This window comes from Kocuria sp. CH-021 (assembly GCF_049716185.1).
Taxonomy (GTDB): Bacteria; Actinomycetota; Actinomycetes; order Actinomycetales; family Micrococcaceae; genus Kocuria; species Kocuria cellulosilytica.
The window spans coordinates 1-13,957 of sequence record NZ_JBNAFK010000014.1 but is presented as its reverse complement, the minus strand read 5'-3'; the positions used below and the strand labels follow the sequence as shown (position 1 = coordinate 13,957).

Sequence of the window (13,957 nt, the reverse complement as noted above, 5' to 3'; positions counted from 1 at the left end):
GCCCCCCGCAGGACGCGCGAGGAGAGGTGGACCAGGTGTCGATGGTGTCGGAGCGCTCGTCCGGGAGCGACCGGGAGTTCGGCCGGACCCCGCCGCAGGACAACGTGGCGGAGCAGTCCGTGCTCGGCGGGATGATGCTGTCCAAGGACGCGATCGCGGACGTGGTGGAGGTCCTGCGCGGCGTCGACTTCTACAAGCCCGCCCACGAGTCCATCTACGAGGCCGTGATCTCCCTGTACGGGCGCGGCGAGCCCGCCGACGCCATCACCGTGGCCGACGAGCTGACCAAGCGCGGCGAGATCGAGCGCGTCGGCGGCCCGGCGTACCTGCACACCCTCATCTCCTCCGTGCCCACCGCGGCGAACGCCGGCTTCTACGCCGAGATCGTGCGCGAGCGCGGCGTGCTGCGCCGGCTCGTGGAGGCCGGCACCAAGATCGTGCAGCTGGGCTACAGCTCCGACGGCGAGGTCGACGACATCGTCAACGCCGCCCAGGCCGAGATCTACCAGGTGGCCGAGCGCCGCTCCTCCGAGGACTACACGGTGCTCAAGGAGGTCATCGAGTCCACCGTCGACGAGATCGAGGCCGCCGGCTCGCGCGGCGAGGGCATGCGCGGCGTGCCCACCGGCTTCATCGAGCTCGACGAGCTGACCCAGGGCTTCCAGGGCGGCCAGATGATCGTCATCGCGGCGAGGCCGGCCATGGGCAAATCAACCCTGGCCCTCGACGTCGCGCGGTCCGCGGCGATCAAGCACAACCAGACCACGGTGATCTTCTCCCTCGAGATGAGCCGCAACGAGATCGCCATGCGCTTGCTCTCCGCCGAGGCCACGCTCAACATGCAGGACCTGCGCAAGGGCCGCCTGCAGGACGAGCAGTGGGCCAAGATCGCCACCACGATGGGCAAGATGGACTCCGCGCCGCTGTTCATCGACGACTCCCCGAACATGTCCCTCATGGAGATCCGGGCGAAGTGCCGGCGGCTCAAGCAGAAGCACGACCTCAAGCTCGTGGTGCTGGACTACCTCCAGCTCATGAGCTCGGGCAAGAAGGTCGAGTCCCGCCAGCAGGAGGTCTCGGAGTTCTCCCGTGCGCTGAAGCTGCTGGCCAAGGAGCTGGAGGTCCCGGTCATCGCGCTGTCCCAGCTGAACCGTGGGTCCGAGCAGCGCCAGGACAAGAAGCCGATGGTCTCGGACCTCCGCGAGTCGGGCTCGATCGAGCAGGATGCCGACATGGTGATCCTGCTGCACCGTGACGACGTCTACGACAAGGAGTCGCCGCGTGCCGGTGAGGCCGACGTGATCGTGGCGAAGCACCGCAACGGCCCCACCAAGACGATCGTGGTGGCGTTCCAGGGCCACTACTCCCGGTTCGCGAACATGGCCCACGAAGGGCTGTAGCGCTCGCAGGGCGACGTGCAGGGCCGTCGGCGGTATCGAGATACAGGCAAAACTGAACGACCCTCAGGGAAACTGGATCTTGATTAAGGCGCGGCTGGCCACTACGAGACATAAGCTGTTTGAGTGAGTCCATGGAATCTTCCAGTGATCCCTGGAAAATTGACGGTCAGGGTCGACGCCGTAGGGAACCGCTTTTGGTCAAAGGTCTTCAAACTGCGAAAGGCAAATGAGCAGATTGCCTACTGGCTATTGAGACCTGGCTAGGACCGCATCCAAACGGCCAAGGAGCAATGAGCCCGGTTCATCAGGGACGGCGTGGCCCACCCCCCAGTCTTTCTCTCGAAATAGCAGGACGTGCGACAGCCGCGCTCTGACACGCTGGCCGACGTCCAGAAAGGGTGCGAGGTCGTCAGCGCCAAAATCTTCGCGTTCCGGCGTCGTGTGCTCGAACCTAGGAAGAGCGACAGTCACGAAAGCGCACCAGGTATCTCAAGCGATGGGATGCGAGACGTCTCGTCGGTGAATTTTTGTGGTCCCAGATTTGTGCGGGTTTCCGCGGACCGGCAAGTCTTGCAACTATGTGCTTTATCTGTGCGCCTAGAATCGTGTACTGGACGTTGGTTGCGAGACACATTGGGGTTGACGTGGATAAGTTGATTGGGTATGGGCGCGTATCGACGTCGCTGCAGGATGCGGATCGTCAAGTGTCCGATCTGGTTGCTGCTGGAGTGCGTCGCGATGACCTCTATGTCGATCATGGAGTGTCTGGAGCTCATGCTTCGCGTCCGCAGTTCGACAGGGCCGTGGCTGCTCTCGTCGAGGGCGACACGTTAGTCGTCACGACCCTGGACCGTCTGGGGCGCTCGACCCAGAACATGCTGGCCTTCGCCGAAGCGCTGCGGAGCAGGGGCGCCGGTCTGCGGGTGCTGAACTTGGGTGGGGGAGACGTGGACACCCACACCCCAATGGGCTCGATGGTCTTCACCGTGATGGCCGCCCTGGCCCAGATGGAGTTGGAGATCAAGCGGGAGCGGATCACCGACTCGGTGGCCAAGCGTCGGGCCGCCGCCAAGGACCTGGGCGGGCGCCGTCCAACCTTCACAGACAGCCAGATCCGCAGTGCCCTCCGGTTGATCCAGGGCGGAGAGCCTGCGACCCAAGTAGCCCGGGATATGGGGATGTCGCGAGCCACCCTGTATCGGCGAATCCGAGAGCTCCCGCCCTCCATGAATTAAGACTCTTTCGGCACTTGAAGGAGCTGTTCGTGGGTCGCTCATCGACGCGGATCCTGTGGCAGCTCAAGGGTGACGACGGGATGTGAAGTCAATTGTGGAGCTTCCCTCAAGACGACATGAAGATTCCCTGAAGCTTGCTCTCCTGGGTGCTCTACGTCCTGTTTTTCTGGGTCAATGAGGGCATAGTTTGCCAGTGAGAACACCCCGTTCTCATCCGTTCGTGCACGGACATTCGGGTGCCCCAGTATTCCTCCCCAGGGCTGGGGCACCCGTCTTTAACGTGAAGGGGTGGCCTGGCTCGGATCGAGGGGCCCAGCGGACCCTGGGCTACCTCGCGGGTTCTGCGCTGGGTTTCCCTTTCCTCGTTTCGTGCTTCGGTCGCACGGAGGAGCTCCTGCGTCGTCCATGGACTCTGGAGTCTTCATGGAACCTTGAGAATCCCGCGACGGGGACTCCAAGTGAGACGTCCACCCTGGGAACAGACGGTCCTGGATGCACCGGGACCTTGTAGTCAACAGGGGGAATGATGAGTACTGGATCAAGGATGGGAGGGCACTTGTCAGCGGGTCTTGGAGACGCGGTGGTAAGGCCCACGCGCCGGTTGGTGGGGATCGATGCGGCTCGCGGGCTGGCGCTGATCGGGCTGATGGCCATTCATCTGCTGCCGGCTTGGAACGAGGAGACCGGGGAAGCGAGCTGGTCGTGGCGGCTGTTCTCGGGGGACTCAGCGGCCCTGTTCGCCCTGCTGGCAGGGGTGGGGCTGGCACTGACCTCCGGGGGGCGGCACCCGCACGAGGGTAGGACGATGACCGCTGACCGGATCGGCCTGGTGGTGCGCGCGGTGCTGATCGCGATCGTGGGGTTGTGGATCGGGACGCTGATGTCGGAGGACCCGCCCGCCTACAACATCCTGATCTACTACGGGGTGTTCTTCCTGCTGGCGATTCCGTTCCTGCACGCAGGCCCGAAGGCCCTGTTCATCTCCGCAGTGCTTTTCGGAGTGGTGTCTCCGATGCTGATGCAGGGACTCCAGGATGGGTTGCCCGAATTTGTCTCCTACAACCCCACTTTCACGGATCTGCTCACGCAGCCCGGTGCCACGGCCTCCCAGCTGCTGCTGACCGGGACCTATCCGGCCCTGCCGTACATGACCTATCTGCTGGTCGGGTTGGGGTTGGGGCGGTTGAATCTGCGCAAGACGGAGGTTCAGGCTCGACTGGTGGTGGTGGGCGTGGGGCTGGCGATCTTCGCCCAGACCACTTCCTATGTCCTGCTCTATGCCTTGGGTGGCTACCAGCGGCTGCTGGATGCCTCCTCGATGGGCGAGCACGAGCTGGAGGATGTGCTGGTCTGGGGGCCGGACTCGTTGCCCACGGAGACCGTGTGGTGGTTGGCGATCGCCACCCCGCACACCAACACCCCGCTGGCGATCGCGGCCAGCCTTGGGGTGAGCCTGGCGGTGCTGGGTGTCTTCCTGCTGATCGGCCCGAAGATCGGGGCATGGTTGTTGCCGCTGTCGGCGATGGGCGTGATGACCTTGACCCTCTACACCGTCCACTTGGTGGCACTGTCCTTCGAGGCCCACTACGAGCTGCCCTACCTGTGGTTCATGGTCCACCTGGCGGTGGCGGCGCTGTTCGCGGTGGCTTGGCACCGGAGCCTGGGACAGGGACCGCTGGAGAAGGTGGTCAGCACCAGTGTGAAAGGCACCCGCCGGCTGGTACTGGGCAGGCCGGCCAAGGACAGCCACGGATAGGCTGTGCCGGCAGCCACTACATGACGGGCCGTGCCCGCCGCAGCAGATGTGCTCTCTGCGGCGGGCACGGCCCGCCGTCGTCACAGCACGGTCTGGTGGTGACGCTGGAGTCAGTCCGGGGGCGTGTGGCGGGGCAGGCGGATCCGGAAGCTGGTCCCGCGTCCGGGGCCGCCGCTGGTGGCCTCCAGGGTCCCGCCCTGGGCTTCGACGAGGGATTTGCTGATGGCCAGTCCCAGGCCGGAGCCGCCGCGGTGGGCTTCCCGGCCGGGGTGGGCGCGGTAGAAGCGTGCGAAGACGTGCGGAAGGTGCTGGGGGTCGATACCTTCCCCTGTATCGGCGACGGTGAGGGTGACCGCTTCCGGGGTGTGATCGGTGCGCACGGTGACGGCGCCGCCGGATGGGGTGTGGCGCAATGCGTTCTCCAGCAAGTTGCCCAACACTTGTCCCATCCGTTCCCGGTCAACCAGCACCGGTGTGACCTCCATGCCGGTGTTGATGGCGGTCACTGAGATGTTCTGAGCGGCGGCGTCTTGTTGGACGGCCGCGGCCGCCTGGGCTGCCAGCTGGCCCGGGTCCTGGAGGGTCAGCTGCAGGTGGGTCATGCCTTCCTCGGCGGCGGTGAGGTGGCGGATGTCGCGGGCCAGTCGTTCCAGCCGGGCGATCTGGGCGTACAAGATGCCCGTGGTTCGTTCATCCCACTCGACCACTCCGTCCTCGATGCCCTCCAGATGTCCTTTGAGACTGGCCAGGGGGGTGCGCATCTCGTGCGCCAGATCGGCCAGCATCTGGCGCCGGGTGGTGTCCACGGCGTCGAGCCTGGCGGCCATGTCGTTGAAAGACCCGGCCAGGGAGTCGAATTCCGGGCCCAGGCTGGTGGAGGTGACGCGCACGTCGTAGTTGCCGGCAGCCACCTCCTGGGCTGCGGCGCTGAAGGAGGTCAGGGACCGCCCGATCGTGCGGTAGAGGTAGAAGGTGAGCATCCCGGCGATGTAGAGCGCCGGCAGCCCGCCGATGGTCAGGGCGGTGAGGCTCACCGAGCGGAAGGCGTCCTCCAGGTGCACCAAGCCGGTGGCCGCATCGGCGTGGCCGGTCTCGACGAGCTCGTGATAGAACATGCTCGGCCCGACCAGCACCGCGGTGATCACCACGATGATCAGCCCGATGGCCAGCACCGCGGTCTGGGCCAGCATCAATCGCACCGTCAACGGGCTCCAGGACCAAGACCAGGCCCGGGTCCGGTCGGAGACGGCGGCGCTCATCGCCCGGTGCCCATCCGGTAGCCGATCCCGCGGATCGTGTGGATGAACGTCGGCCTGGTGGCGACGTCGCCGAGTTTCTTGCGGATCCGCCCGATGTGCACGTCCACCAGGTGTTCGTCCCCGGTCCAGGCGGTGTCCCAGACCAGCTCCACCAGCTGCCGGCGGGAGAGCACCAGGTGGGGGCGGGCAGCCAGGCACAGGAGCAGATCGAACTCGATCCGGGTCAATGCCACCGGTTCCCCAGCCAGGTGCACTTGGCGGGAGTCCCCGTCCACCACCAGTTCCCCGATCACCAGTGCCTGCTGCCCGTGCGGTAAGGCCGTAGTGGATTCAACACTTCCCGTGCGGGCCCGGCGCAGCATGGCCTGGACCCGCGCCACGAGTTCGCGCGGGCTGAACGGCTTGGTCACGTAGTCGTCGGCACCGACCGACAGGCCCACGATCTTGTCGACCTCATCATCCCGGGCGGTGAGCATCAGCACGTGGCAGTCCGAGAAGGTCCGCACCTGACGGCACACCTCGATCCCCCCGATCCCCGGCAGCCCCAGATCCAGCACGAGCACGTCCGGGGCGTACTCCCGCACCGCGGCCACCGCCTCCGTGCCGTCGTGGCGCACCACGACCTCCAGCTCGGCCTTGCGCAGATAGCCCGCGACCAGCTGCGCGAGGTCGACCTCGTCGTCGACCACCAGAACACGTCCGGTGAGCGGATCCGTCATCTGTCCTCCCGGTACTGATCGCTGTGACATGAACACTGTGTTGCGAGCCCCAGCGTCCCAGGGCGACCGTGTCTGAGGCCTCGGAAACGAAACAGGGGGGGCGGACTCGTCGTGGCCGGGCTCACCGGTGAACCGGTGGTCGCTGTGGCTAACGATCCCCTGCCCCGGGCGGAGGAGAGGGTTATCGGGCACGGAGAAGATCGCGTGTCGCCCCTCCACGAGCCCGGACAGACGCAACACGGCCGGGACCCGGCCACCACCACCGAGCGAGGGGACTCCGGTGGTCTCGGCCATCTCGGCCATCTCGGTGACGGTGCGCGCGGGAGGAACAGGACCCCAGGCGAAGGGGAGGGGGGGGCCGTGTCCTGAGGCAAGAGGGCGCGGCGCTGGCGAACCTACGGTTGGTCGGTGACCGTTCGGGGTGCTGCTGACTGCGCGAAGGGTGCGCGCCCATCGGGTGCCGCGTCGGGGATCACCGCACTGGACCGGCTGGAACGGATCGACGGGGACCATGACATCCCGGTGTCGGCCCGTTCCAGTAGGTGACGGCTCAGCTCGTGGTCCTGGATCAGGCCGCGAACCACTCCTCCAACCAGCCCTGCATGAGCTCGATCTCGGCCTGCTGGTCCTCGATCATCTTCTCCGCCATGGCTCGCAGCTCGGGGTCGGTGCCCATCTGCAGCTCCATCTCGGCCATCTCGAGGGCCATCTGGTGGTGGGCGATCATCTCTTCGAGGAAGGCCTGGTCGAAATCATCCCCGGACAGTTTCGCCAGCTCCTCCAGGCTCATGCCGTCCATGCCGTCCATGCCGTCCATATCGCCCATCATGGCGCCCTGCATGTCGGCATTCATGCTCTGACCGTGGCCGTGGCCGTGGCCGTGTCCGTGATGCCCGTGTCCGTGGTGGTGGCCGTGGCCGTGGTGGCGGTGGTGCCCCGGGGTGTTCTCGTCGGCCAGCCGCTGGGCCGCTGCTTCCAGCTGCTGAATCTCCTTGGTCTGGGCCTCGATGATCTTCTCCGCCAGGTCGCGGATCTCGGGGCGCTCGGACTTCTCCAGGGCCAGCTCGGCCATGTCGATCGCACCCTGGTGGTGGGGGACCATCATCACGGCGAAATGGCGGTCGTGGTTCATGTTCCGCTCATCGCTCATCTGCGCGGAGGCGGGGTTGTGCGTCGGGGACGCGACCGCCGCGGTCGCCCCGGCACCGCTGAGGGCCAGCGCCAGGGCCGTCCCGGCGGCCAGGTGCTTGATCGTCGACGTCATGACGAACCTCTCTTTCGCAAGAGCCCGTGCCGGGCCTGCACATCGTGGTGTTTGCTCTGGTCAGCCTCGGGTCGAGGCGGGCCGATCCGTCCACGGTAGCCCCGCCGCAGCTGGCTTCTCCGGGTTGGGAGGGCTGGGCGGTAGATCTTCACCGAACCTTCAAGAGCGGGCCCATCAGGGGGCCGAATCGGGGTGTTCCCCGGCGGTGGCCGGGTGCAGGCATCTTCGGTTCTGGCCGGCCGGTCCCGGATGCTGGTCAGGTGGGTGCACACCCGCCGCCCGCCACGAGCGGCATTCGTGGCGGGCGGCGTGTTGGCTCAGCGGAAAGTGACGTAGCCGACCGTCGGCATGGCACTCACGCTGTGCACGAAGGTGCCCTGGGTGGGGTTCAGTGCGGAGATCATCTTGCCGCCACCGAGGTAGATCCCGATGTGGGCCCCGCCGTTCTGGACGACGAGGTCGCCAGGCTGCGGGTCGGTGGTCGGGGTGCCGGCCGCCCACTGCTGCTGGCTGGTGCGGGGGATGTCGATGCCCTGCTGGGCGTAGACCCACTGGGTGAACCCGGAGCAGTCCCAGGCGCCGAAGTCCGTGCCGCCCCAGACGTAGCCGGTGCCCACACCCTGCATCGCGGTGCCGACAATGCCGCCGGCCGCAGCGGAGGTGGCGGAGATCTCGGAAATGTCCGAGGACTGGGGGGACAGACTCGAGGTGGCCGCCCCAGCGGCCGGAGCGGCCGGCAGGCTCGCCGCCTGCACAGTGACGGGAGCCTGGGAAACGGCCGGAGCCGGGGAGGTCGCGGGGGCCGAGTAAGCGGCGCCGGACATGGCGGGGGCTTCGGCATAGGCCTGAGCCGGGGCGACGGAGCCGATCACCGCCGCGCCGACAGCGGCGGCCAGGGTCGTGGTGCGCACCAGGTGCGAGGGGGTCTGGGCGCGGTGGCGGGCAGAGCTACGCGTGAAGAAAGCCATGAATGAGGGTCCTCCTTTTGCCTACGAGGTGAGCTGTCGGGTTCGGGTGGGAGGCACCCGGCCGCCGAGCCTGCAGCTCCGGCGGCTTCACCCCAAGGTCCGGGTGCGGACCGGGTATGGTTCCCCCGCTTCTGCCAAGTCATTTCTGTGATGGGGACCCCGGCTGCCGGCAGAATTCGGCGAAGCACCCGGGGAAGCCGATGAGATCAGCCAACGGCACGCAGAGGACACTAGCGCGTAGATAACGAAAAGGTCACATTCCTTGTGGTGCCGGGAAAAGGCTTGCACCGGCCTCGCGCGGTCGCCGGGAAACCGGCCGGTAGCCCACCACGCCTGGGGCATATTCGTTCCGGCGGGGTGGCGCCGCCAGCTGTGTTTTCTCCCGGTGCCACCACTCATCGGGGCCGCCCGGGGAGGCTCTGACCTGCGGTATCGCGCCGATGAGCGCGGTGGGAGCTCGGATTCGCTGCCCCTCACTACCCGTGGAATTCTCCGGCCTGCGCCCGGTGCGGGGGAAGGTGAACCCCCGGGGGAGCTTCAGCGTCCCTCAAGGGTGTTCTCGGATTTTTTTACGGAACCGCCCAGCATGGCTTGGGGGAGTGAGCTGTTTTCTTCATGAAATCTTCATATCCAAGGGTGTCGAACAGGTGAGAAGAGCTGCTTTCTTCACGAGATCTTCAAATTCATCCGGGTCCATGTATCGGACCGGTAGATCAATGGCCCGGTGCGAGGGAAGTAATTAAGCGGGTCCTTCGCTGTCGTGGGTGAGGCCAGGATGGTCAGCGGCGGAGCCACTGGGCTGCCGGCTGCCACGTAGCTGGGCCGATCAGTATTCCGGGGCCGATTGTGGACGCCGGGCGGTGCCGTCACCGCTGCCTCGATCGTGGTCACGGGCGGTTGATCCGCGATCCCCTCGCCCCGCAGGCGTTCCTCGACAAGGCCGGCACCGGGCGGGAGCAGTGCCGACCGTGGTGACCGTGCGGATCGGCATGGCGCAGGCCTTGCAGGGGGGTGAGGGTGGCCGCTTCCGAGCCGTTGGCGGCCGGGGACGGTCGGACCTACTGCTCGGCGGGGTGGGCCGGCTCCTCACCGGGTGCGGCCTCGACGTGCTCGGGGCCCGCGGCCACGTCGCGGACCGTGTGGCCTCCGAACTGGTTGCGCATCGCCGCGATCATCCTCATCGCCGGGGCCTCGTCCTGCCGGGAGACGAACCGGGCGAAGAGGGCGCTGGAGATGGCCGGCACCGGGACCGCCAGGTCCAGGGCGGCCTCCACCGTCCAGCGGCCCTCGCCGGAGTCCTCGGCGTAGCCGGCGAGCCGGTCCAGGTGCTCGTCCTCGTTCAGCGCGTTCACCGCCAGGTCCAGCAGCCAGGACTTGATCACCGACCCCTCGCGCCAGGAGTTGAAGGTCTCCCGTACCGAGCGGACGTGACCGGCGGCCTCGAGCAGTTCCCAGCCCTCGGCGTAGGCCTGCATGATCGCGTACTCGATGCCGTTGTGGACCATCTTCGCGAAGTGGCCCGCACCGTGCTCACCGGCGTGGACGAAGCCGAACTCGCCGGCGGGCTTGAGCGAGTCGAAGATCGGCTGCGCCTTGGCCACCGTCTCCTCGTCCCCGCCGACCATCAGGGCGTAGCCCTGGGTGATCCCCCACACCCCGCCGGAGACACCGCAGTCCAGGTACTCGATGCCCCGGTCCGCCAGTCTCCGGGCGCGGGGGGCGTCGTGGACCCACCGGGAGTTGCCGCCGTCGATGATCACGTCGCCCTCGCCCAGCACGGCGGCCAGCTCGTCGATCACGGTGTCCACCACCGTGTCCGGCACCATGATCCACACGACCCGGGGCGGGCTGCCGATCTGCTCCACCATGGTGGTGAGGCTCTCGGCATCGGAGAGCTCGGGATCGGTGTCGTAGCCGACCACCGTGTGCCCGGCCTCGCGCAACCGCTCCCGCATGTTGCCGCCCATCTTGCCCAGTCCTACCAGTCCCACCTGCATGGTGTGCTCCCTTCTCGGTCCTCCGCCGCTCAGACGGACATCAGCTGGCCGGGTCACCCCACGGAGGAAAACCGCACAGACACAGCCTTCTGGCCAGCTGGGACAGTTTCCTCCCCTCCATCCCCGGGTGTCCGCCACGTTCTCACGGTCCCGGCTGGGGCAGCCACCCGAAGTGCGGAACCGATGCCGGACGGGCCCAGCCGCACGGATGCGTCCACGCGCGTGGCGCTGCTCCATGCCGACAAGCTCACCAGCCCGCCACGCCAGGGAAGAGCCCACGGTTCCAGGACCTCCTTCTTGAAGGTTCTATGAAGATTCCCGCTCATCGCCCTGACATGGAGTTGATCACCGTTTCGATACAACGCTGATAAGGCTACTGTCGGAAACATGGTGGATCGCACGATCCGTCGGCACCAGATCGATATACCGCACAAACCGCAGTATGAGAGAAGGAGCAGAACCATGACCCATCACGTGAGCTCGATGCTGGAGACCTACCCGAAGGACCTGGGGGACATCGACCAGCAGAAGTTGGCGGAGTGCATCGAGGCCTGTTTCGAGTGCGCCCAGACCTGTACCGCCTGCGCGGATGCCTGCCTGGCCGAGGACATGGTCGCGCAACTGAGCACCTGCATCCGCAAGAACCTGGACTGCGCCGACATCTGCGCGACCACCGGCAATGTGCTCTCCCGTCAGACCGGCAACAACGCCGAGGTCACCCGGGCCGTCCTGGAGGCATGCCGGGCCGCCTGCAAGGCCTGCGGCGACGAGTGCGCCCAGCACGCGGGTGAGCACGAGCACTGCCGCGTGTGCGCCGAGGCCTGCCGCCGCTGCGAGCAGGCTTGCGCGAACCTGATCTCCTCCCTGAACTGAGACGGGCCGAACACTGACCTGACGCAGGAAAGGAAAAGGACGAGCATGGAAGAACAGAGCGTGATCTCGGGCAAACGGCGCCTTCGGCGGCGTGTTCCTGCCGCGGCCGCGTCGGCCGTTCTGGCTCTCGGGGCGGTGACCGGCACAGGGGTGGCGACGGCGGCCCCGGCCTTCGCCGATGCCCCGGCCGGCAACGAGCAAGCCGCCAGCTTCGAGGTGGAGTTCCTGAAGAACATGATCGACCACCACTACATGGCGGTCGTGATGGCTCAGGAGTGCGTGGACAAGGCCGTGCACCCGGAGCTGGCCGCGATGTGCGAGGACATCATCACGGTCCAGAACCAGGAAATCGAGCAGATGCAGACCTGGCTGCAGGAGTGGTACGGAATCACCCATGAGCCCCAGCTGTCCACCGGAGACATGGCTTCGATGCAACGGCTGGACCAGTTCACCGGGGCCGAGTACGAGATCCGGTTCATGCAGTCAATGATCCGCCACCACTGGGCGGCGATCCGGGAGGCCGAGACCTGCCTGGACCGCGCCGAGCACCAGGACCTGCTGCAGCTGTGCCAGAACATCAAAACGGTCCAGCTGAGCGAGATCGCACAGATGCAGACCTGGCTCGAGGAGTGGTACGACCGCCAAGGCGGCCGCCCCGCCGCCACCGCCTGATCGACCCGCTGACCGGCCGATGTCCATCTACACCATCCGCCGGTAAAAGACGGGGCCTGCCCCTGCACGAACGAGCTGCACGGGGACAGGTTCCGTCTTCCCCCATACCACCCACTACTGCCTGGCGTTTGCTTCACCGCGGTGCACGCATGGTCCCGGTGACAGACCGCCCGGCATCCGCCGAGCCGGTATCGAGGGACCGGCTCATCGCCCGAGAGGGAACCTGCCATGCACCACATTCCATTAGGCCGCCGTACCGCGGCCGCCGCCTCCGCGGCCGCTGTGGCCACTGCGTTGCTGGGCGGAGCCACTGCGCCGGCATCCTCCCACTGGGAGGCCGCCCCGGTGTCCTCCCACAGTCAGACGCAGATGCTCCAGCCGGACCCGACCTCCCCGACCGCCTACGAGTTCGGTGAGACCCTGGCCGGGCTGGAGGGCGAGGAATTGGAGATCACGTTCCTGGCCGAGATCATTCCGCACCACCGGGCCGCGATCGAGATGGCCCAGCTGGAGCTCGAGCGCGGAACCAGCCCGGACATCCGCACCCACGCGGAGAACATCATCGCCAATCAGCAGCACCAGATCGACCAGTTCACCACCTGGTTGGAGGAGTGGTACGGGCTGACCCCTGAAGAGGCCATGGCCCAAGCCCCGGCAGAAGCCCAGGAGGAGATGAAGATCCTGGAGGAGGAGACCCAGATGATGATCGAGGAACTCTCGGCCGTTGAGGCCGGTGAGGACTTCGATGTCGCTTTCGTGCAGAAGATGATTCCACACCACAACAGCGGGATCATCGAGTTCCTCGAGCCGCAGTCCCGCGCCGTGCACCCGCAGCTGCGCGTGGCGGCCACCTCGGGGATCACCACCCAGCAGGCCCAGGTCGCGGACTTCCGCACCTGGCTCGCCGGCCGCGCCTGATCACCGAGCTGAAACGGCGCGATCGGTGGGGCCGCCCGTTAGGGTGGCCCCACCGATCAACGACAGACTTCCATGTTCCGACCGCGCGAAAGGGGAGACCGTCGTGTACTCCGGGATCGTGGCCATGGCCCTGGTGGCGCTGTCGCTCGTCGTTCTGCTCCACGCGCTGCACCGCGTTGCCGCCGTCACGGCAGACCCGTTGACGGTGCTGCCCGCTCAGTCCGGGTGGATGCCTCAGGAGCACGCGCTGTCCCGGTTCCACGCCCGCTGGTACCTCGCCTCGATCGTGTTCCTGGCCTTCGACGTCGAGATGCTCTTCATGTATCCGTGGGCGGTGGTGGTGATCGAGAAGGGGATCTCCGCGGTGGTGGAGATGTTCCTGTTCCTCGGGGCCCTGCTCGTCGCCGTGGCCTGGGCCTGGCGAGAGGGAGCCTTCCGATGGGCCTGAGCGGAATCCTCGCCCGGCTCGCCGTCCGGGCCGCCCAGGTCCTCGTCGTCGAGGTCCCGGGACACGGGGCGACCCGCATGGAAGTCGAGCACCAGCTGCTCCGCCGCGGGTGGCGACCGGCATGGACGCCCGCGGACGCGGACGTGCTCGCCGTGTGCGGCGCACCCGGCCCCGAGCTCGCGGAACTCGTGGAGCGCCTCTGGGAGCAGATGCCCGGTCCCCGCGTCCGCGCCGACATCGCCTCTCCCGCAGCTGTGGGGGCCGCCCTCGACGACGCCGCAGCGCTCCTGCTCGACACCCCCCATCACCGGAAGGACGCCCGGGAGCGGGCGCAGGAACCCGAGATCCCCGAGGACGCGGATCATGGGGGTCACGGGGGCATGGACCACGGCGAGATGGACCACGGCGAGATGGACCACGGCGAGATGGACCACGGCGAGATGGACCA

The 13,957-nt window shown here is 67.0% G+C and carries 12 protein-coding genes, 1 pseudogene and 1 riboswitch; of the genes and pseudogenes, 8 read left to right on the top strand and 5 right to left on the bottom strand.

Annotation, left to right across the window (positions count from 1 at the left end; all coding sequences use genetic code 11):
• Positions 1 to 41: 41 nt before the first annotated feature.
• From dnaB to ACPYN7_RS11955, 3 genes are all read left to right on the top strand, one after another.
• Positions 42 to 1,400, top strand: coding sequence for a replicative DNA helicase (gene dnaB / locus ACPYN7_RS11965; protein WP_344120829.1), 1,359 nt, complete (start codon positions 42 to 44; stop codon positions 1,398 to 1,400).
• 644 nt (positions 1,401 to 2,044) lie between these two features.
• The gene (locus ACPYN7_RS11960; RefSeq protein WP_424347844.1) at positions 2,045 to 2,635 is read left to right on the top strand and encodes a recombinase family protein; all 591 of its coding nucleotides are present in this window, start codon (positions 2,045 to 2,047) and stop codon (positions 2,633 to 2,635) included.
• 604 nt (positions 2,636 to 3,239) lie between these two features.
• Entirely contained in the window at positions 3,240 to 4,391 is a 1,152-nt protein-coding gene (locus ACPYN7_RS11955; RefSeq protein ID WP_242630429.1) for a heparan-alpha-glucosaminide N-acetyltransferase domain-containing protein, read from the top strand.
• Between the two features lie 110 nt (positions 4,392 to 4,501).
• Here ACPYN7_RS11955 and ACPYN7_RS11950 read toward each other — a convergent pair whose 3' ends face one another.
• From ACPYN7_RS11950 to gnd, 5 genes are all read right to left on the bottom strand, one after another.
• Positions 4,502 to 5,581: a sensor histidine kinase gene (locus ACPYN7_RS11950; RefSeq protein WP_101852970.1), complete on the bottom strand. Its 1,080-nt coding sequence runs from the start codon at positions 5,579 to 5,581 to the stop codon at positions 4,502 to 4,504.
• A 65-nt stretch (positions 5,582 to 5,646) separates the two neighbouring features.
• On the bottom strand, positions 5,647 to 6,369 hold the full coding sequence (locus tag ACPYN7_RS11945; RefSeq protein ID WP_101851189.1) for a response regulator transcription factor: 723 nt from the start codon (positions 6,367 to 6,369) through the stop codon (positions 5,647 to 5,649).
• A gap of 568 nt (positions 6,370 to 6,937) precedes the next feature.
• Positions 6,938 to 7,633, bottom strand: a complete 696-nt coding sequence (locus tag ACPYN7_RS11940) for a DUF305 domain-containing protein (protein WP_424347800.1) — start codon at positions 7,631 to 7,633, stop codon at positions 6,938 to 6,940.
• Between the two features lie 317 nt (positions 7,634 to 7,950).
• Positions 7,951 to 8,601 carry a C40 family peptidase gene (locus ACPYN7_RS11935; RefSeq protein ID WP_424347799.1) on the bottom strand — a complete coding sequence of 217 codons (651 nt, stop codon included), beginning with the start codon at positions 8,599 to 8,601 and terminating at the stop codon, positions 7,951 to 7,953.
• 6 nt (positions 8,602 to 8,607) lie between these two features.
• Positions 8,608 to 8,776: riboswitch (cyclic di-AMP (ydaO/yuaA leader) on the bottom strand.
• Positions 8,777 to 9,659: 883 nt separating this feature from the next.
• Positions 9,660 to 10,598 (bottom strand): phosphogluconate dehydrogenase (NAD(+)-dependent, decarboxylating), encoded by a 939-nt coding sequence (gnd, locus tag ACPYN7_RS11930; RefSeq protein WP_424347798.1) that lies wholly within the window; start codon positions 10,596 to 10,598, stop codon positions 9,660 to 9,662.
• Between the two features lie 462 nt (positions 10,599 to 11,060).
• Here gnd and ACPYN7_RS11925 point away from each other — a divergent pair, with 462 nt between their 5' ends.
• The 5 genes and pseudogenes from ACPYN7_RS11925 to ACPYN7_RS11905 all read left to right on the top strand — a co-directional run.
• Positions 11,061 to 11,471: a four-helix bundle copper-binding protein gene (locus ACPYN7_RS11925; RefSeq protein WP_424347797.1), complete on the top strand. Its 411-nt coding sequence runs from the start codon at positions 11,061 to 11,063 to the stop codon at positions 11,469 to 11,471.
• 45 nt (positions 11,472 to 11,516) lie between these two features.
• Positions 11,517 to 12,143, top strand: coding sequence for a DUF305 domain-containing protein (locus tag ACPYN7_RS11920; protein ID WP_424347796.1), 627 nt, complete (start codon positions 11,517 to 11,519; stop codon positions 12,141 to 12,143).
• A gap of 345 nt (positions 12,144 to 12,488) precedes the next feature.
• Positions 12,489 to 13,061 carry a DUF305 domain-containing protein gene (locus ACPYN7_RS11915; RefSeq protein WP_424347795.1) on the top strand — a complete coding sequence of 191 codons (573 nt, stop codon included), beginning with the start codon at positions 12,489 to 12,491 and terminating at the stop codon, positions 13,059 to 13,061.
• A 103-nt stretch (positions 13,062 to 13,164) separates the two neighbouring features.
• Entirely contained in the window at positions 13,165 to 13,509 is a 345-nt protein-coding gene (locus ACPYN7_RS11910; RefSeq protein WP_424347794.1) for an NADH-quinone oxidoreductase subunit A, read from the top strand.
• Positions 13,500 to 13,957 (top strand): annotated as a pseudogene (locus ACPYN7_RS11905) (hypothetical protein); the annotation flags it as partial. The gene ACPYN7_RS11910 and the pseudogene ACPYN7_RS11905, both read left to right, overlap by 10 nt.

Excerpts from the sequence above, each read along its gene's own strand:
- ACPYN7_RS11920 (WP_424347796.1), top strand. The coding sequence starts at position 11,517 with ATGGAAGAACAGAGCGTGATCTCGGGCAAACGGCGCCTTCGGCGGCGT.
- dnaB (WP_344120829.1), top strand. The coding sequence starts at position 42 with ATGGTGTCGGAGCGCTCGTCCGGGAGCGACCGGGAGTTCGGCCGGACC.
- ACPYN7_RS11950 (WP_101852970.1), bottom strand. The coding sequence starts at position 5,581 with ATGCTGGCCCAGACCGCGGTGCTGGCCATCGGGCTGATCATCGTGGTG.
- gnd (WP_424347798.1), bottom strand. The coding sequence starts at position 10,598 with ATGCAGGTGGGACTGGTAGGACTGGGCAAGATGGGCGGCAACATGCGG.
- ACPYN7_RS11940 (WP_424347800.1), bottom strand. The coding sequence starts at position 7,633 with ATGACGTCGACGATCAAGCACCTGGCCGCCGGGACGGCCCTGGCGCTG.
- ACPYN7_RS11945 (WP_101851189.1), bottom strand. The coding sequence starts at position 6,369 with ATGACGGATCCGCTCACCGGACGTGTTCTGGTGGTCGACGACGAGGTC.
- ACPYN7_RS11925 (WP_424347797.1), top strand. The coding sequence starts at position 11,061 with ATGACCCATCACGTGAGCTCGATGCTGGAGACCTACCCGAAGGACCTG.
- ACPYN7_RS11935 (WP_424347799.1), bottom strand. The coding sequence starts at position 8,601 with ATGGCTTTCTTCACGCGTAGCTCTGCCCGCCACCGCGCCCAGACCCCC.